Genomic DNA, 18,379 nt, shown 5'->3' on the forward strand with positions numbered 1-18,379 from the left:
GGCACCCATCCTAATTGGGATGCGAAACCTCCGCGAAGCAGGCAAGCTAAAGGTACATCCACGTCTCAAGGAGGACCTCATGGCACACGAGCGCGCTGGCCACCCAGCCCAGCCTTCCGATCTCATCGACATCGCGGAACTGGTCACCGCCTACTACACCCGAACCCCCGATGCTGACAATCCTGACCAGCAGGTTGCCTTTGGCACGTCCGGTCACCGCGGTTCCGCTTTGGATACCGCGTTTAACGAGGCCCACATCCTGGCTATCACCCAGGCCATCGTGGACTACCGCGCCACGCAGGGCACGAGCGGTGCCATCTTTATCGGCCGCGATACTCACGCTTTGTCCGAGCCCGCCATGGTCTCTGCCCTCGAGGTCCTCCTTGCGAATGAGCTGGAGGTTCGCGTGGATGATCGGGGTCGCTACACCCCAACGCCAGCTGTCTCCCACGCCATCCTGACCAACCCAGGCACCGATGGCATTGTTATTACCCCGTCTCACAACCCGCCGCGCGATGGTGGTTTCAAGTACAACCCGCCCACCGGCGGCCCAGCGGATACGGAGGCCACCGATTGGATTGCGGCGAAGGCTAATGACTACCTGCGCGCCGGGCTTGAGGGCGTGAAGCGCGTGCCGGTCGACGGTGTTCTAGATGAGCGCTGTGTGAAACACAATTATGTGGACACCTATGTCGCGGACCTGGCCAACGTGGTGGATATGCAGGCGATTAAGGATGCCGGCGTACGCATCGGTGCGGACCCCATGGGTGGTGCCTCGGTGGACTACTGGGCGGCCATCGCTGAGCACTACGGGCTCAACATGACCGTGGTGAACCCGGAGGTGGATGGCACCTTCCGTTTCATGACGCTGGATACTGATGGCAAGATCCGCATGGACTGCTCCTCGCCGGACGCTATGGCTTCGTTGGTTGAGAACCGCGCGAAGTATGACCTGGCTACCGGTAATGATGCCGACGCTGACCGCCACGGCATTGTTACCCCGGATGCGGGCTTGATGAACCCGAACCACTACTTGGCCGTGGCCATCGAGTACCTGTTTAGCCACCGCCCGGAGTGGGGTAACGCCGGGGTGGGCAAGACCTTGGTGTCCTCCTCCATGATCGACCGCGTGGTAGCCAGCCTGAACCGTGAACTCGTGGAGGTTCCGGTGGGCTTCAAGTGGTTTGTGCCGGGGCTTGTCGACGGCTCACTGGGCTTCGGTGGCGAGGAATCCGCCGGTGCCTCCTTCTTGCGCTTCGACGGAACGGTGTGGTCGACGGACAAGGACGGCATCATCCTGGACCTGCTGGCGGCGGAGATCCTGGCAGTGACCGGCAAGACCCCGTCCCAGCGCTATGCGGAGCTGGCGGAAGAATACGGTGCGCCGGCTTATGCGCGTACCGATGCCCCGGCCAACCGTGAGCAGAAGGCGATTTTGAAGAAACTCTCTCCGGAGCAGGTCACCGCAACGGAGTTGGCGGGTGAAGAGATCGTCGCCAAGCTCACCGAAGCCCCCGGCAACGGTGCGGCCATTGGCGGCCTCAAGGTGACCACGGAGAACGCGTGGTTTGCCGCCCGCCCGTCCGGTACCGAGGATAAGTACAAGATTTATGCCGAGAGCTTCCGCGGTGAGGAGCACCTCAAGCAGGTGCAGTCGGAAGCTCAAGCGCTGGTCGCTGAGGTTCTCGGTTCATAGCCACTCCTTTGCCTCTGGAAAAGTATTAAAGGTACTGGTAGTGGGTTTGCTAAGGTTGATGCGTGGCAAAAAAGAAGGTGAGCACCGCCTTGGTGCTCGACATCATCAGTGCATTCGCGCGGTTCTACATGGCCTACATCTGGATCAAGGCTGGGCTGTCGAAGTTCTCTGACCAGCTCGCGGTATCGCAGAGTATTAAAGCTTATGAGATTTTCACGCCCGAGTGGTCGCACTACTTGTCCTACCTCATCGGTCCATTGGAGGTGTGCGGCGGATTGCTGCTGCTCCTGGGGCTTTTCTTGCGTCAATCGGCGTGGGTAGGGCAGGTAGTGCTGATTCTGTTCATGATCGGCATTGCGCAAGCATGGCTGCGTGGACTCGGAATTGATTGTGGTTGCTTCGAGGCCAACCCGGACAAGGATGCCCAAGTGATGAACTACATGATGACACTACTGCGTGATGTCTTCTATTCTGTCTTAATGGTGTGGACGATCAAGCGTCCGTTTACCAAGTTTGCACTGCACCCTTAACTACGGTGTGTAGGCTTCCATCTGTTCGAAGAAATGTCATGAAGGCAAGGTTGTTCAATGAGCACAGTTAAAGACCCCAACTCCAAGGGTAATAGTGGATTCCTCTGGGGCCTCGCTGTTCTTCTGGTCATCGTGGCCGTGGTTATCGGCTACATCGTCTACCAAGGTCGCAGCGCCCAAACCGATGCGTTGGGGGACTACGCTGCAGAAGACGTCACCATGGAAATGTCTCTGGCAGACAACGCAGTGACCCTCAAGTCCGCTGAGGCTGGGAAGGACGCTGTCGAGGTTGAGCTCTACGAAGACTACTCTTGCCCCCACTGTGGTGACTTGGCCAAGGAAACTGACGGGCAGATGAAGGACGCCATCGACGAGGGCAAGCTCATCGTCCACGTTCGCTCCCTGAACTTCTTGGACGGAAGCCAGAACGGCCTTGAGAGCATCAAGACCAACAAGGGTCACTCCTCCAAGGCTGCTGCTGCAATGGAACAGGTGGCCAAGTCTGGTGATGCCAAGCTGTACTGGAACTTGCGTAAGTACCTGATGGAGAACCAGTCCAAGGTCTACAACAAGTGGGATTTGGCTGATTTCGCTGACGCCGCGAAGTCCTTGGGCGCTGACAAGGACACCGTCATGGCCATCAAGGAAGCCGAGGTGGGCGAAGGCAACGAGCTCGTTGCCGCCAACTACGAGAAGCTGGAGTCCGAAACTGGCAGCGTGTCCTCGCCGCGCATCATCAAGGATGGCAAGGACATCCCGGAGGATGAGAACACGTCCATCATGGAATGGGTTGACCTCGTCCTGGATAAGTAGCGATTGAGTAAATAACGCGCCCCATCTCGCGATTTGGTTCGCGAATTGGGGCGCGATATATTGTTACGAGTTGCAACCGTGAAGGTTGTACCTCGTATGAGGGGCTATGGCGCAGTTGGTAGCGCACCACACTGGCAGTGTGGGGGTCACGGGTTCGAATCCCGTTAGCTCCACTTTAAAATTCAATACCGCCTTGGGGCTATGGCGCAGTTGGTAGCGCACCACACTGGCAGTGTGGGGGTCACGGGTTCGAATCCCGTTAGCTCCACCGCTGGCCGTCTCCGTGAAGGGAGGCGGCCTTTTCCTATGCTGGGGTGCATGGATGTTTATACCAAGTCAGTAGCGCGACCTGACCAAGCCGGCGCGGAGGCCGCGGGCCTGCGCTGGTTAGCAGCCGCACGTAAGGACGTCGTGGTTGAGGTCGCGGGGCTGACGGATTCGACGATTAGTACGCGTCGCGTAGCGCAGGCGCGTCCGAGCGCACAGGCAGCGCGTACCTTCGGTGCGGCGCTTCGCGAGGTACATGAGTCAGGTGCTTCGGCCTTCGGTGCTCCGCCCGAGGGATGGGAAGGTGCGAACTTCATTGGGCGCGTGGAGCAGCCCTGTGAACCATGCTCGAGTTGGGGAGAGTTTTACGCGCAGCAGCGCGTACTTCCCTTTGTGGTGACGCTGCCGCAGGAGCTTCGCGACGTCACCCAGCGCGCCACCGATGCCTTTCAATCAGCGTCCTGGGATGTGGCGCCTGCGCGGATCCATGGTGATTTGTGGGCGGGCAACGTGCTCTTTACTGCGGACTCGGCAGTCATGATTGACCCAGCTGCGCATGGCGGGCACCCGTGGACAGACCTAGCCATGCTGGAGCTTTTTGGCACGCCGTATTATGAGGAGATTCTGCGCGGTTATGGGGTGCCGGCAGAATACGAAAAGTGGGTGCCGATGCACCAGCTGCACCCCTTGGCGGTTCACGCTACGACGCATGGGCCTGCCTATTACGGACCTTTAGGCAGGGCGGCACAAGCCACGATTGAGCTCCTCAGCTAGGTGTGGGATCGCCGATGTGCCCGCTGACCGTGGTGTGGTTGGCGGGTTTCGGCGTCTCGGCGTGGGTGCGAAGCTTCAGCTCGCACCCGGTGGGTCGGGTGGTTGGCCTGTTGTTTGTCGTGCTGCTTTCTCAGAAGCGAGTCTGGTTGTGGCTTCTTGGTATTCGGGCATGGCGGTAATTGGCACACCCCAGGGCGGGATGTAGCTCACCCCGGTGTTCAGCCGGAACATGTAGCCCCTGCCGGTGGGGCGTTTGGGGTCATCGTCGTTAATGCTGTTGTGGTAGGCGCATAGGAAGGTGAGGTTTTTGAGGTTGGTGAAACCTCCTGCTTGCCAGGGGATGAGGTGGTGGACTTCGCAGTAATCAGCTGGTTTGTTGCAGCCGGGCCTAGAGCAGGTTTGGAATTCAGCTGCCAGGCTGATGCGTTGTTTCCAGCTGGCATGCCGCTTAATCCGGTAGGAGTTCACCGGGCCTTCAAGGGGGTGGATGATGGTGGCGTAGCCAATCTCGGCAAACTTGTAGGCCAAAAAGTCTGCGCCGGTCATGCGTGCGCCGTTGGTGAGGTTAAGTTCGATTTCCTCCCCATCCCCGTTGATGATTTGGTCGAGTTCGTTGAGGGTGACAACGACTTGGGCATGTACGGCGGGTTTGGTGCCAATACCGCCGGTGACAATGACGGTGCGGGCGGCATCAAGCAGGTTTGTTTTATTAACGGATTCTAGGGTTCCGCGGATATCGGCGATGACGGTCGGGGCGTCGGTGATGGTGATGGAGTTAGGTCCCTTGGAGCGGTAGGTGAAGCGGACTCCGGGTTTAGCTACACGTTTGGCACGAAGCTCCTTTAAGCGCTTGGTGGCAACCTGGCGGATTTTGTGGGCGGGGGTGCCGGCAAGCTTGATGCGTAGGTTCCAGGCATCGAGGTCTTTTTTCACGCGTGCGGTGTAGGACTCGATCAGGGTGAGAATGCTAAGGCTATGTTGTTGTGCGACCGCGGCGGCACGTGCTTTGCGTTGTTTGCCGGTGAAGCGAGTGTGCCCGAAGTAGGTGCGGTGAAGGTGGGCGAGTTCTGTGGCATCGGCTGGGTCGGCGCCGAGCGCGCGAAGCTCATCGGGTGAGCTGGATGCTTGTTCCACTAGCGCGATCCCCGAGTTGCGGTAGTGGAAGTAGGTTTCTAATACCCCCATGACCACAGAGACTAAAACAGGCCCACCAACCCCGCAACCGCAAGGCGGCTATTGAGGGCCGGGAGGCATGACACGCTTGTGGGCGCCTTGGCGCCAGAGGGTTTCGATGCGTTCCTGGGCGTCGGCAGGCACGGCCTTGCCTTCGAGGTAATCATCAATGTGGGTATAGGTGACGCCGAGGGCTTCTTCGTCCGAAAGCAGCGGGCGATCATCCTCAAGGTCCGCAGTAGGGATCTTTGTCCACGTGGATTCAGGTGCACCGAGGTGCTCAAGAAGCTGGGCGCCCTGGCGCTTGTTGAGGCCGGCTAACGGGATGAGATCGGCGGCGCCGTCTCCCCACTTGGTGAAGAATGCAGTGACGTTTTCGGCGGCATGGTCACTACCAATTACCAGGGCGCCGACCTCCCCGGCCACCGCGTACTGGGCAGCCATGCGGAGGCGGGCCTTGAGGTTGCCGCGGTTGAAATCGCCGAGTGTGGAAGCCTCGAGAGCAGTAGCAACCGCGCTATTGAGGGCAGCTGTGGCTTCAGCGATATTGATGGTCAGGCGGTAATCGGGCTGGATGAAGTCGAGCGCTACCTGGGCATCCTCCTCATCTGCCTGCACGCCGTGGGGGAGGCGAAGCGCCCAGAAATGCGCGCCCTCGACGCGTTCGACGGCCAGCTGCGCCAAGCGGCCAGCTAGCGTGGAATCCTGGCCGCCGGAAATGCCGAGGACGTAGCCTTTCGCGCCGGTGGTACGAAGGTAGTCGGCGAGGAATGTGACGCGGCGCTCAACCTCCTCCGCTGGATCGATCAAGGGCTTGGTACCCAGGGCTTTTATGATGTCCTGCTGGAGGTTTGTGGATTCGTGTGACATGACGACCATGGTAGCCGCCTGCGACAATATGCACTCGTGAACAAAGATTCTTACGTGTTGGTCATCGCTGGCGTGGCAGCGCTGGGGGGTCTCCTCTTTGGCTATGACACCGGCGTCATGTCTGGCGCACTGCTCTTTGTGGGCTCAGAGTTCGATATGTCAGCACACCAGGAGGGGTTGGTGACCTCAATGCTGCTCGTCGGGGCTGCCGTGGGTGCGCTGGCTGCGGGGCGTGTTGCGGATAGGATGGGCCGACGTCGCGCGCTTATCCTCGGCGGCCTTATCTTCCTTGCGGGATCGGTGTGGTGCGCATTGGCGGGTTCGACGACGGAACTTGCCACGGCCCGCGCAGTCTTGGGGCTAGCAGTAGGCGCAGTGTCCATAGTGTCGCCGATGTACATCTCAGAAATCACTCCGGCCGCGGTGCGTGGGCGGATGGTGTCACTGAACACGCTCATGATTGTGGTAGGTCAGCTAGTGGCTTATGGGGTGAACTCCGCGCTTGCCTCAACGGGCAGCTGGCAGTGGATGCTGGGACTCGCGGCGGTGCCGGGTGCCGCGCTGGCCATTGGAATGTTCTTCTTGCCTGATACGCCGGTATGGCTGGCCTCGCAGGGCCGTCATGATGACGCGGCCGCTGTGCGCGCACGGGTAGGGGCGGGGGAGGAGAAGGGGGCGTCGCCAAGCACAGGCGAATGGGCCGCACTGTCCGCGCACAGGTGGATGCGCTGGGCGGTCGGGCTGGCCATGCTCATGGGGCTGACGCAGCAGATTACGGGCGTTAATGCGATTGTGTACTTCGCGCCGACCATGATGAATCAGGTGGGCTTGTCGACGACAAGCTCGGTGTACACGTCCATGGTGATCGGCGTGGTGTCGGTTATTGCCTGCGTGGTCGGTATGCGCGTTGTAGACCGCGTGGGGCGGCGTCGCCTGCTCATGGTTGGGCTGGGTGGCAACGTAGTATCGCTCGTGGTGCTTGCAGTGGTGTACCACTTCGCGCAGGATTCGACACCGCTGGCTATGGTGTCGTTGGCCTGCATGGCGGCGTTCATCGCGTGCCAACAAGCGGCGGTGTCACCGGCAACGTGGCTCCTTATTTCTGAGATCGTGCCGGCGCAGGTACGCGGTTTGGGAATGGGCATTGCGGGCTTGGCCCTGTGGGTGAGCAACTGGGTGGTAGCGCAGTTCTTCCTGCCGGTGGTGGAGTGGCTTGGCGGTTCACTAGCGTTTGGCGTCTTTGCGGTGTTGGGCGTGGTAGCGCTGGGCTATACGCGCGCGCTCGTACCGGAAACGATGGGCAAGACGCTGGGTGAGGTCTCCGAGGAATTGCGGTCGAAATACTCTCAAGCGTGAGTGTTTTGGTAATGACGCGCTTGTGCGGTAACATTTTTCCTCGTGTCATTGCTGGGCCCTTCGCCCGGCTATGCTTTGAACTAACCACTCGCATGAAGTTTGCGCATAACGAAAGGAGCGCCCGATGAAGGTTCGCAAGTCGCTTCGGTCGCTGAAGAAGAAGCCGGGCGCCCAGGTTATTCGCCGCCACGGTAAGGTCTTCGTGATCAACAAGAAGGATCCGCGCTTCAAGGCTCGCCAGGGCTAAGAATCGAGGGATTCTCATTCCGCCTCCTCCACTTAATTTGGGGGAGGCGGAATTTTTTTATGCCCGTCTGCCTCGCCAAATTAGCTCCGATGAATATAATTATCGGGTGGGGTTAGAACACTCCCCAGCGGACAATAGAAAGAAGAAATAGCGTATGAAAAGGCGTATCGCGGCGGCGATGTGTGCTGCCGTCGTTGGGTTCTCGGCACCGGTGGCCCACGCTGTAGACATTGATTTGGTCAGTACGGCTGACCCGTCACTGGGCATCAATGATCCCTCTTGCGTAGCGAGCGGTGAGGTACGTGAGCCGGTTGTGCTCATACATGGAACATCTGACAATGCTTCTACGTGGGACGAACTCATCCCAGTTCTGCAAGACCGAGGGATGTGCGTGTGGGCGTTTGACTACGGGGCTTATGATGTGACGCTGCAGAACGCAAGTGCACGCACGAAGGGGATCGCCGACCTCGACGAGTCGGCGCGTGAGGTCGCAGAACAGATTGACTATGTACGGGAAGTAACCGGAAGCGAGAAGGTGAACCTCGTGGGGCACTCGCAGGGCGGGTTGCACATTAAGACCTACACCCAGATGTATGGCTCGCCGGAACATGTTTCCCATGCGGTGGCACTAGGCGGCAATTTCCACGGCACCACGCTCGACGGTATGGGGACGGTGTTGGCGAAGATGATTGCGGCCATGCCGAACTTGGCGCGCTTCTTTGCAAGCAGCGCTGGTATCCAGCAGGTGGTGGGGTCTGAGTTCATGGAGAATCTCAATGCCTTGCCGGACACGGCGCCGGGCCCGTTGTATACCTCGATTTACTCGCCTGCTGATGTCACCGTGACCCCCAACTCGACCTCTGTGCTGGAAGCTGTGGGCGGCGCTGACGTGGTGAATATCGACCTCGGTGAGCTGTGTGGGGCAGAGCCGCTACATCCAGATTTGCCTCGAGACACCACGGTGATGAGCCAAGTGCTTTTCGGTTTGACCCGCGAAGAGGGGCAGGGGCCGGACTCGTCAACGTGTATGACGGACTGAGGTCTCCTGACTGCTTCGTGAATGAGACTTAACGGGCGCGGCGCGGGCCGCGCCCGTTTGTGGTGTTTGCCACAAAACGGGTGAACGTTTGGTTAACTTGCGGGAAATACCACGCGTGTAGTTACGGCGTTGGCGAAGAAGCAGGGTGCACGAGGTCAATATGTGGGGTCCGGGGGACTTACATCCTGGGAATATCACTGGTGTAACTACTATATGTAGTGTTAGTTGCGGGGTTTTGGCACAAAGTATAGTGTCGTTGATGTTGCTCAGGCGGCGGCCCTACACCGCGTAGCCAGAGCTAAAAGTCACTCAGCAGAATTCATTAGTCACTACGTGTGCAGCGTCAAAGGAAACCGTCATATGAGCATCACTCTCTACACCAAGCCCGCTTGTGTTCAGTGCAACGCCACTAAGAAGGCTCTCGACCGCGCCGGTCTTGAGTACGACATGGTGGATATCTCCATGGACGATGAGGCTCGCGACTACGTCATGGCCCTGGGCTATGTCCAGGCACCGGTCGTCGAGGCCAACGGCGAGCACTGGTCTGGCTTCCGTCCTGACCGCATCAAGGGCCTGAGCTCCTTGGCGGCAACTGCATAACAATTCATCATGTTGGTCGTGTATTTCTCTTCCGCCACGGAAAATACCCACCGCTTCGTTGAGAAGCTCGGCCTTCCTAGCGCCCGCATCCCGCTGCGCCTGACTGATGATCCGCTCATCGTCAACGAACCCTACGTCTTGGTGTGTCCGACGTATGGGGGAGGGGCATCGATAAGCAAGCAGAACACGCGACCCGTGCCCAAGCAGGTCATCCGGTTCCTCAATAACGAACACAACCGCAGCTTTATCCGTGCGGTCGTGGCCGGAGGAAACAGTAATTTCGGTACCGACTTTGGCAAGGCGGGCGATGTCATCGCCGCCAAGTGTAAGGTGCCTTATGTGTACCGTTTCGAACTTCTTGGTACCGAGGAAGATGTCACAATTTGCCGCGAAGGCCTGCTGGCCAACGCTGCAGCCTTAGGCCTTGCGGCCTAGGGCTTCTCCTATGTATTCCCTGTAGATTTTCGTCTCTCCAATTTCGCCATAGCAAAGAAAGGCCCGTGAACGTCGTGACCACGCAACTGGGTAAGACCGTCGCCGAACCTGTGAAGCCTGAAGAGCAGCTGGACTATCACGCGCTGAATGCACTGCTCAACCTGTATGACGAGAACGGCAAGATTCAGTTCGACAAGGACCGTGAGGCCGCGAACCAATTCTTCCTCCAGCACGTGAACCAGAACACCGTCTACTTCCACGACCTGGAAGAAAAGATGCGTTACCTGGTGGAAAATAAGTACTACGAGCCGGAGTTGCTCGAGCAGTACGATTTCGACTTCATCAAGTCCCTGTTCAAGCGCGCATACTCCTACAAGTTCCGCTTCAAGTCCTTCCTGGGCGCCTACAAGTACTACACCTCCTACACGCTGAAGACTTTCGATGGCCGCCGCTACCTTGAGCGCTTCGAAGATCGCGTGTCCATGACGGCACTTTTCCTTGCGGATGGCGATACCGAGGTGGCTGAGCACCTCGTGGACGAAATCATGACCGGCCGTTTCCAGCCGGCGACCCCGACCTTCCTTAACGCTGGCAAGGCCCAGCGTGGCGAGCTCGTATCCTGCTTTCTGCTGCGCATCGAGGACAACATGGAGTCTATTGGCCGCTCCATCAACTCCGCACTGCAGCTGTCCAAGCGCGGTGGCGGCGTGGCACTGCTGCTGACCAACATCCGCGAGTCGGGCGCGCCGATCAAGCACATCGAGAACCAGTCGTCCGGCGTCATTCCGGTGATGAAGCTTCTGGAGGATTCCTTCTCCTATGCCAACCAGCTTGGCGCACGCCAGGGCGCTGGTGCGGTATACCTCAACGCGCACCACCCGGACATCATGAACTTCCTTGATACGAAGCGTGAAAACGCGGATGAAAAGATCCGTATCAAGACCCTGTCGCTGGGAATCGTCGTTCCGGACATCACCTTCGAGCTGGCCCGCAAGAACGATGACATGTACCTATTTAGCCCGTATGACGTTGAGCGCGTCTACGGCAAGCCTTTCGCAGATATCTCTGTCACTGAGCACTACGAAGAGATGGTGGAGGATCCGCGCATCCGCAAGAAGAAGATCAATGCCCGCCACTTCTTCCAGACCATCGCGGAGCTACAGTTCGAGTCCGGCTACCCGTACATCATGTTCGAGGACACCGTAAACCGCGCGAACCCGGTCAAGACCGGCCGCATCAACATGTCGAACCTGTGCTCTGAGATTCTGCAGGTGAATGCTCCTTCCGAGCTCAATGAAGACCTGACCTACAAGACCTTGGGCAGCGACATTTCCTGCAACCTGGGCTCGCTCAACATTGCGGCCACCATGGATTCCCCGGACTTTGCGCTGACCGTGGAAACCGCCATCCGCGGCCTGACTGCAGTGGCGGATAAGACGTCCATCAACTCCGTACCGTCGGTGCGCAAGGGCAACGATGATTCCCATGCCATCGGCTTGGGCCAGATGAACCTGCACGGCTACCTCGGTCGCGAGCACATCGAGTATGGCTCGGAAGAAGGCTTGGACTTCACCAACGCTTACTTCGCGGCCATCATGTACGCCGCACTCCGTGCATCCAACAAACTGGCTCGTGAGCGCGGCGAGTACTTCACGGAGTTCCCCGAATCCGAGTACGCAAGCGGTGAATTCTTCGACCGCTACGACCCAGCTGATTTCGCTCCCCGCACCGAGCGTGTCAAGGAGCTGTTCGCGGCTTCTTCCATTCACACGCCGACGGCGGAGGAGTGGGTGCAGTTGAAGGAGGACGTCGCCAAGCACGGCATCTACAACCGTAACCTGCAGGCGGTGCCGCCGACTGGTTCGATTTCCTACATCAACAACTCGACCTCATCTATCCACCCGATTGCCTCCAAGATCGAAATCCGTAAGGAAGGCAAGATCGGCCGCGTCTACTACCCGGCGCCGCACATGGATAACGACAACCTTGAGTACTTCAAGGATTCCTACGAGATCGGTTACGAGAAGATCATCGACACCTACGCTGTGGCCACCAAATACGTGGATCAGGGCTTGTCATTGACCTTGTTCTTCAAGGACACCGCCACCACCCGTGATATCAACCGCGCGCAAATCTATGCCTGGCGCAAGGGCATTAAGACCCTCTACTACATCCGCCTGCGCCAGATGGCGTTGGAGGGAACTGAGGTTGAGGGCTGCGTATCTTGCATGCTGTAGACCTTTGAGTTAGGTCTCTTTCGCACGTGCCTCCGTGAGGATGGCGCGTGCGATTTTTTCTGCCTCTGTAGCGTCCCCACGATGGATAGCGTGCGCTAAATCCAAATGGAGCTGCGCCGTTCCCGCGGTGGGGTTGCGCTTGCGCGAGCCAAACACCGAGCGTCCGCGCACCATGGATAGAAGAAACGGGCTCAGTGCCGCAAACATCTCATTGCCCGATGCATGCAGCACCATGGTGTGGAAGCGCAGGTCGGTTGCGAGTTGCTCGCCGACTCGCCGCGCGGGAGTGTCCTCAAAAGCGTGCAGGCGCTGCGCCAGCTCGAGGATCTCCTCCTTGTCCGCCGGGGAACCATGCTGAGCTGCTAGGGACGCTGCAATAGGTTCGATGGCCAAGCGCAGCTCATTGAGGGAACTGCGCTGCCCGTCCCGCGACTTCTCCGAGTTCAGGCGCCACGTGATGATGGAGGAATCGTAGACGGCCCACTCGCTAATCGGCAGCACCGTAATGCCGACGCGCCGCGAGGACGCCACCATGCCCAGTTGCTCAAGGGCGCGCATCGCTTCGCGGGCCACGGTGCGTGAGATATCGAAGCGCTGACAAATATCGTTCAGGGTAAAACGTTCACCAGCGGGGAGGGTGCCACTGACGATGTCTGATCCCATGGTGTCCAGCACGGTGCTTAGCAGCGGAGTGTGTGGCTCTTGCGTAGTCGCCACGATGCCAATACCTCCCTCTGCGTGAGAAACGCGGACTCGGAACACATAAAACGTCAGTATAAATTAGCCCGTTGTCGCTACTGGATGCATGGGGAGTAGCGACACTTACCGGAATGCAGGCCAAGTGGGTACGATGGCCACAGGAACACTCAGACTAGAAAGACGAGGTAACGCGCGTGTCTCACGAGTATGACGACTACATCGCCAGCCACGAGGCTCCGGTGAAGGCGGTCAACTGGAATACTGTCCCGGATGAGAAAGATTCCGAGGTGTGGGACCGTCTCACGGGTAACTTCTGGCTCCCGGAAAAGGTTCCAGTGTCCAATGACATCCCCAGCTGGAAGACGCTGACGGAGAAGGAACAGGAGACCACCATGCGTGTCTTCACCGGTCTGACGCTCTTGGATACCATCCAGGGCACGGTGGGTGCGGTATCGCTGCTTCCCGACGCCGTCACGCCACACGAAGAGGCAGTCCTAACCAACATCGCCTTCATGGAGTCGGTGCACGCGAAGTCTTACTCCAACATCTTCATGACCTTGGCGTCGACCCCGATGATCAACGATGCGTTCCGCTGGTCTGAGGAAAACGAGAACCTTCAGCGCAAGGCGAAGATTGTCATGTCCTACTACCAGGGTGATGACCCGTTGAAGAAGAAGGTCGCGTCCACACTGCTGGAGTCCTTCCTCTTCTACTCGGGCTTCTTCCTGCCGATGCACTTTTCGTCCCGCGCCAAGCTGACGAACACGGCCGATATCATTCGCCTCATCATCCGCGATGAGGCCGTACACGGCTACTACATCGGCTACAAATTCCAACAGGGCTACAAGCAGCTCTCCCCGGAGCGTCAAGAAGAAATGAAGGGCTACGCCTTCGATCTTCTCTATGACCTCTACGAGAATGAGATTGACTACACCGAGGATCTCTACGACGAGCTGGGGTGGACCGAGGACGTTAAGCGCTTCTTGCGATACAACGCCAACAAAGCACTCAACAACCTTGGTTTTGAGGGCCTCTTCCCGGCGGATGAGACTCGCGTCTCCCCGGCGATCCTCTCTTCTCTGTCCCCGAATGCCGACGAGAACCACGACTTCTTCTCTGGCTCCGGCTCTTCCTATGTCATTGGTAAGGCGGAGGAGACGACTGACGACGACTGGGATTTCTAAACAAGCCCCACACTTAGCCATGCAACATTCGGCTGCGATAGGGCGCTGATCACATCCGCAACAGCGCTTATCCCGATGTTGGGCATGACACGCACCTGACGGAAGGATCAATCGAAAGGTTGATTCTTTCAGGGGGTGCGTTTTTCGTATTTTGGGCCGGCTGCACCCCCGCCGTTGTGTTCTGAATCACGGGGGAGGTGCACCTCGGAGTGGGCATCGGCGCAGCGGCTGTCGTCGTGCAGGCAGTTCGGGGACCTTTCCTGCTCCAAACGGGGTTAGCAACGTTGGCAGAAGTTGAGCGAGCGCTGGATATTTGCCGGTGCCGTGCCCTAATATAAGGCGAGTAAACCTAGGTGTTTGATTATGTGGATCGAAGCGCGAGATCGTGCGCTGCGCACCACGTGGTGAGGCACTTGTTCTTCAGGAGGATTTTATGACCGCTGTGGCGCCACGGCTCGACGATTACGTCGCGCCCACACGTCCGGAGCCGACTGGTAACGCTAAGACTGGTTCCAAGGCTTGGACGCTTTTGACCACCACCGACCACAAGCAGCTGGGCATCATGTACATGATTATGGCCTTCAGCTTCTTCTTCCTCGGTGGCTTCATGGCACTGCTCCTCCGCGCTGAGCTCTTCAGCCCGGGCCTGCAGTTCCTGTCCAACGAACAGTTCAACCAGCTGTTCACCATGCACGGCACCGTCATGCTGCTGCTCTTCGCAACGCCGGTTGTGTGGGCATTCGGTAACTACGTTCTGCCCCTTCAGATTGGTGCACCGGATGTGGCCTTCCCGCGTCTGAACGCTTTTGGTTTCTGGATCACCCTTACCGGCGGCATCGTCATGCTGCTCGGCTTCGTCACCCCAGGTGGCGCAGCTGACTTCGGTTGGACCATGTACATGCCGCTGGCTGACTCCGTTCATACCCCGGGTATCGGTGCGGACATGTGGATCGTTGGTGTGGGCGCTACCGGTGTCGGCACCATTGCTTCCGCAGTCAACATGATCACCACGGTGCTGACCCTTCGTGCACCGGGCATGACCATGTTCCGTCTGCCGGTCTTCACCTGGTGTGTGCTGACCGCCTCCATCATCGTTCTGATGATCTTCCCGCTGCTGACCGCAGCAGCCCTTGGTGTTCTGTACGACCGCAAGCTGGGCGGCCACATCTACGACTCCGCTAACGGTGGCGCCATCCTGTGGCAGCACCTGTTCTGGTTCTTCGGCCACCCAGAGGTCTACGTCCTCGCTATCCCGTTCTTCGGTGTTATTTCTGAGGTCGTCCCGGTCTTCTCCCGTAAGCCGGTCTTCGGCTACATCGGCCTAGTCTTCGCCGTTCTTGCCATCGGTGCACTCTCCATGGCTGTGTGGGCACACCACATGTTCGTGACCGGCGCCATCCTGCTGCCGTTCTTCTCCTTCATGACCTTCCTGATTGCGGTTCCGACCGGTGTGAAGTTCTTCAACTGGGTCGGCACCATGTGGAAGGGACACATCACCTGGGATACCCCGATGATCTTCGCCATGGGCTTCCTGGCTACCTTCCTCTTCGGCGGTATGACCGGTATTATGCTGGCTTCCCCGGCCCTGGACTTCCACCTGGCTGAGTCCTACTTCCTTATCGCTCACTTCCACTACACCCTGTTCGGTACCGTGGTGTTCTCCGCCTTCGCTGGCCTCTACTTCTGGTTCCCGAAGATGACCGGCCGCATGCTGGATGAGCGTCTGGGCAAGATCCACTTCTGGCTGACCTTCATCGGCTTCCACGGCACCTTCCTGATTCAGCACTGGGTTGGCAACATGGGTATGCCGCGTCGTTACGCTGACTACCTGGAGTCGGATGGCTTCACGGTCTTCAACCAGATTTCCACCATCTTCTCCTTCGTCCTGGGTGCTTCGGTTATCCCGCTCATCTGGAACGTCTTCAAGTCCTGGCGCTACGGTGAAATTGTTACCGTGGACGATCCGTGGGGCTACGGCAACTCCCTGGAGTGGGCTACCTCCTGCCCGCCGCCGCGCCACAACTTCGTCTCCCTGCCGCGTATCCGCTCTGAGCGTCCGGCCTTCGAGCTGCACTACCCGCACATGGTCAAGCGCATCCGTGAGGAAGCACACTACGGCCACTAATCCTGCGGGTCTCGTGCCCCAGTCCGGTTAGTCACTCGCTAGCCCGGACGGGCGCGGAGAGATACGCGAACTCCTGAAAACGCCGCCTCCCCATCACTGCGATGGGGAGGCGGCGTTTGTCGTGTGTGCCGTCTGTAATGGTTAGGGGGTCGTCTGCGGACGAAAGGGACATGCGATAATGACAGCGTGGATAACCAGAACGATCACCCTAACCAGACTGCCTTCGCCGTTGTGACAACGTCCGGTCCCGACAAGCCAGGTGTCTCTGCGGCCTTCTTCCGCGTCCTTGGTTCCTATAACGTTGAGCTTGTCGACGTCGAGCAGGCTATCTTCTCCGGGCGCATCTCCCTGTCGGCCTACGTGCGCGTTGATAGCTCGCGCGTGGAGGCGATGGAAAAGGGACTGCGCAACACCCTCAGCATTTATGCTCAGTCGCTCACCGTGGAGCTGCGCGCGGATGAAGCCACTTCGCGCCCGCGGTCCACGCACGTCGTCGTGGTGCTCGGCCGCCAACTCAATGCCAGCCATGTCTCTGCGATTGCGCAAGAATTGGCCAACTTCAACGCCAACATTGACCGCATTCGCGGGCTGTCGACGTACCCACTTAACGGCCTTGAACTCTACATCACCGTTGAAGGTTCCCTGACTTAGGTCATGGGTGGGTGAGTAAAGTCACTCTTGACACTGTTACCTGTTGGTTTTCGTCGGTGGGGAGGAATTTTTCCGCACTAAGTGGGTAGTGCCGGGGGTGTTCAGTAGTCTGATTTTTGTGAGTCCTTATATTCGCACTGTCAAGACCGCTTCTGGGGCGATGGCGGTGCAGGTGGTGTTCTCTGAACGCAAAGGTGCGAAAAGGATGAAGCATGTCGGCTCAGCGCATTCAGAGTCTGAGCTTGCACTTTTAAGAGCTGAAGCTCAACGCATCGTCGATGGTGACCAACTGGCATTGGACTTCGGCGAGGTGAAACACATCGCACCGGCAACAGGCAGCGTTTCCAACCCGCTGCCGGTAGTCGGTCAGCGGGCCGGTTACTTGCTGGACTGTATTGATGCGTGTTTCAACGAGTTAGGTCTTGCTGCAGCAAGCGGTGATGATCCGGTGTTTCGCGATCTGGTGCGTGCCCGGATCATCCATCCCGGCTCAAAGCTGGATTCCATCGAGACTCTTGCCGAGGTTGGCATCACCAGCGCAAGCTACCGCACCATCCAGAGGCGTCTTTCCTCCTTCGCGACCGAATCATTCGGAGAGATACTAACCCAAGCGTTGGCTCATCATGCAGGTATTGGACCAGGCGCATTCATCTTGTACGACGTGACCACCTTGTACTTTGAAACCGATACTCCTGATGAGCTTCGCAAACCCGGGTTTTCCAAGGAACGCCGTGTAGAGCCACAAATCCTTGTCGGGCTGCTTACTGATGCCACTGGGTTTCCATTGCATGTGGGCGCGTTTGCTGGCAACTCGGCAGAAACCCACACGATGCTGCCGATGATCACACGGTTCCAAGAGGCCTACCAACTCGATGAAGTCACCGTCGTTGCTGATGCAGGGATGTTCTCCGCGGCGAACAAACAAGCACTCATTGACGCAGGTCTGCACTACATTTTGTCGGTGAAAACCCCCACCGTGCCTGAGGTGATTGAAACCTGGCGGCGGGAAAACCCCGGTGAAGACTACACCCACGGCCAGATCTGGACACAAGCCTCGGCAAGCGATGGGCGCAAACACACAACCCCGAATACGGTGACGCATTACCAGTACTCCCACGATCGGGCTAGGCGCAGCCTGCGCGGAATCAAAGAGCAAGTCGCAAAAGCTAAACGGGCTGTTGACGGCGATATCGCTATCAAGCGTAACCGCTATATCGATCTTTCCGCTCCGAACAAGAAGGTCAACTACGCTCTTGCTGCCAAACACCGAGCCCTAGCCGGAATTAAAGGCTATGAAACCGACCTGACCGCTCTTGACGCCCAGGAGGTTATCGGGCATTACCGCAGGTTATTCAACATTGAGAAATCGTTTCGGATGTCGAAATCAGACCTGAAAGCACGCCCAATCTACGCCAGGAAACAAGACTCGATCACAGCACATCTCAATATTGTGATGGCAGCACTAGCCGTGGCCCACCTGATGGAGACCCGCAGTGGTCAATCCATCAAACGCCTCGTGAGAACACTCAAGAAATACCGCAGCTTTCAACTCGTCATTGGTGACGAAACCATTCACGCCGCCGTACCACTCCCGCCCGACCTCACCGCCACCATCCAAGCAATCACCGGCCACGAACTTCCGCACTAAATTGGCCTAAGTCAGGTTAGGGGGTCGTCTGCGGA

17 protein-coding genes and 2 tRNA genes are annotated in these 18,379 nt (G+C 58.3%); 16 read left to right on the forward strand and 3 right to left on the reverse strand.

Annotated features, from left to right (window positions below; all coding sequences use genetic code 11):
• Positions 1 to 79 precede the first annotated feature (79 nt).
• The 6 genes from pgm to I6J72_RS00855 all read left to right on the forward strand — a co-directional run bounded on the left by pgm (position 80) and on the right by I6J72_RS00855 (position 4,080).
• Positions 80 to 1,696 (forward strand): phosphoglucomutase (alpha-D-glucose-1,6-bisphosphate-dependent), encoded by a 1,617-nt coding sequence (pgm, locus tag I6J72_RS00830; RefSeq protein ID WP_204099582.1) that lies wholly within the window; start codon positions 80 to 82, stop codon positions 1,694 to 1,696.
• A 62-nt stretch (positions 1,697 to 1,758) separates the two neighbouring features.
• On the forward strand, positions 1,759 to 2,226 hold the full coding sequence (locus tag I6J72_RS00835) for a MauE/DoxX family redox-associated membrane protein (protein ID WP_070672989.1): 468 nt from the start codon (positions 1,759 to 1,761) through the stop codon (positions 2,224 to 2,226).
• Between the two features lie 57 nt (positions 2,227 to 2,283).
• On the forward strand, positions 2,284 to 3,039 hold the full coding sequence (locus I6J72_RS00840) for a thioredoxin domain-containing protein (RefSeq protein WP_204099583.1): 756 nt from the start codon (positions 2,284 to 2,286) through the stop codon (positions 3,037 to 3,039).
• Between the two features lie 100 nt (positions 3,040 to 3,139).
• A tRNA-Ala gene (locus I6J72_RS00845) sits at positions 3,140 to 3,212 on the forward strand.
• Positions 3,213 to 3,234: 22 nt separating this feature from the next.
• A tRNA-Ala gene (locus tag I6J72_RS00850) sits at positions 3,235 to 3,307 on the forward strand.
• Between the two features lie 50 nt (positions 3,308 to 3,357).
• A complete protein-coding gene (locus I6J72_RS00855) occupies positions 3,358 to 4,080 on the forward strand; it encodes a fructosamine kinase family protein (RefSeq protein ID WP_181815396.1) in 723 nt (240 codons plus the stop codon).
• A 75-nt stretch (positions 4,081 to 4,155) separates the two neighbouring features.
• Here the strand turns inward: I6J72_RS00855 and I6J72_RS00860 are convergent, their stop codons facing one another.
• Positions 4,156 to 5,265, reverse strand: a complete 1,110-nt coding sequence (locus I6J72_RS00860) for an HNH endonuclease signature motif containing protein (RefSeq protein ID WP_115023409.1) — start codon at positions 5,263 to 5,265, stop codon at positions 4,156 to 4,158.
• A 48-nt stretch (positions 5,266 to 5,313) separates the two neighbouring features.
• Complete coding sequence (gene nadE, locus I6J72_RS00865; protein ID WP_115023406.1) at positions 5,314 to 6,132, reverse strand: ammonia-dependent NAD(+) synthetase; 819 nt, start codon at positions 6,130 to 6,132, stop codon at positions 5,314 to 5,316.
• Positions 6,133 to 6,159: 27 nt separating this feature from the next.
• Between nadE and I6J72_RS00870 the strand changes: the two genes are divergently transcribed.
• The 6 genes from I6J72_RS00870 to nrdE all read left to right on the forward strand — a co-directional run bounded on the left by I6J72_RS00870 (position 6,160) and on the right by nrdE (position 12,037).
• Positions 6,160 to 7,479: a sugar porter family MFS transporter gene (locus I6J72_RS00870; protein ID WP_115023403.1), complete on the forward strand. Its 1,320-nt coding sequence runs from the start codon at positions 6,160 to 6,162 to the stop codon at positions 7,477 to 7,479.
• A 124-nt stretch (positions 7,480 to 7,603) separates the two neighbouring features.
• Positions 7,604 to 7,726 carry a type B 50S ribosomal protein L36 gene (gene ykgO / locus I6J72_RS00875; protein ID WP_003847162.1) on the forward strand — a complete coding sequence of 41 codons (123 nt, stop codon included), beginning with the start codon at positions 7,604 to 7,606 and terminating at the stop codon, positions 7,724 to 7,726.
• A 154-nt stretch (positions 7,727 to 7,880) separates the two neighbouring features.
• Positions 7,881 to 8,765, forward strand: a complete 885-nt coding sequence (locus I6J72_RS00880) for a triacylglycerol lipase (RefSeq protein WP_204099584.1) — start codon at positions 7,881 to 7,883, stop codon at positions 8,763 to 8,765.
• A 360-nt stretch (positions 8,766 to 9,125) separates the two neighbouring features.
• Entirely contained in the window at positions 9,126 to 9,365 is a 240-nt protein-coding gene (gene nrdH, locus I6J72_RS00885; protein WP_204099585.1) for a glutaredoxin-like protein NrdH, read from the forward strand.
• 9 nt (positions 9,366 to 9,374) lie between these two features.
• Positions 9,375 to 9,800, forward strand: coding sequence for a class Ib ribonucleoside-diphosphate reductase assembly flavoprotein NrdI (gene nrdI, locus I6J72_RS00890; protein ID WP_204099586.1), 426 nt, complete (start codon positions 9,375 to 9,377; stop codon positions 9,798 to 9,800).
• 74 nt (positions 9,801 to 9,874) lie between these two features.
• A complete protein-coding gene (gene nrdE / locus I6J72_RS00895; protein ID WP_204099587.1) occupies positions 9,875 to 12,037 on the forward strand; it encodes a class 1b ribonucleoside-diphosphate reductase subunit alpha in 2,163 nt (720 codons plus the stop codon).
• A gap of 9 nt (positions 12,038 to 12,046) precedes the next feature.
• Here nrdE and I6J72_RS00900 read toward each other — a convergent pair whose 3' ends face one another.
• A complete protein-coding gene (locus I6J72_RS00900; protein ID WP_204100385.1) occupies positions 12,047 to 12,700 on the reverse strand; it encodes a FadR/GntR family transcriptional regulator in 654 nt (217 codons plus the stop codon).
• A gap of 230 nt (positions 12,701 to 12,930) precedes the next feature.
• Here I6J72_RS00900 and nrdF point away from each other — a divergent pair, with 230 nt between their 5' ends.
• The 4 genes from nrdF to I6J72_RS00920 all read left to right on the forward strand — a co-directional run bounded on the left by nrdF (position 12,931) and on the right by I6J72_RS00920 (position 18,344).
• The gene (nrdF, locus tag I6J72_RS00905; protein ID WP_070673013.1) at positions 12,931 to 13,920 is read left to right on the forward strand and encodes a class 1b ribonucleoside-diphosphate reductase subunit beta; all 990 of its coding nucleotides are present in this window, start codon (positions 12,931 to 12,933) and stop codon (positions 13,918 to 13,920) included.
• A gap of 433 nt (positions 13,921 to 14,353) precedes the next feature.
• Positions 14,354 to 16,045, forward strand: a complete 1,692-nt coding sequence (gene ctaD / locus I6J72_RS00910; RefSeq protein WP_204099588.1) for a cytochrome c oxidase subunit I — start codon at positions 14,354 to 14,356, stop codon at positions 16,043 to 16,045.
• Between the two features lie 186 nt (positions 16,046 to 16,231).
• Complete coding sequence (locus I6J72_RS00915) at positions 16,232 to 16,696, forward strand: ACT domain-containing protein (protein WP_239107403.1); 465 nt, start codon at positions 16,232 to 16,234, stop codon at positions 16,694 to 16,696.
• 166 nt (positions 16,697 to 16,862) lie between these two features.
• On the forward strand, positions 16,863 to 18,344 hold the full coding sequence (locus I6J72_RS00920) for an IS1634 family transposase (protein ID WP_204100386.1): 1,482 nt from the start codon (positions 16,863 to 16,865) through the stop codon (positions 18,342 to 18,344).
• Positions 18,345 to 18,379 lie beyond the last annotated feature (35 nt).

The organism is Corynebacterium sp. FDAARGOS 1242, assembly GCF_016889985.1.
Lineage (GTDB): Bacteria > Actinomycetota > Actinomycetes > Mycobacteriales > Mycobacteriaceae > Corynebacterium > Corynebacterium minutissimum_B.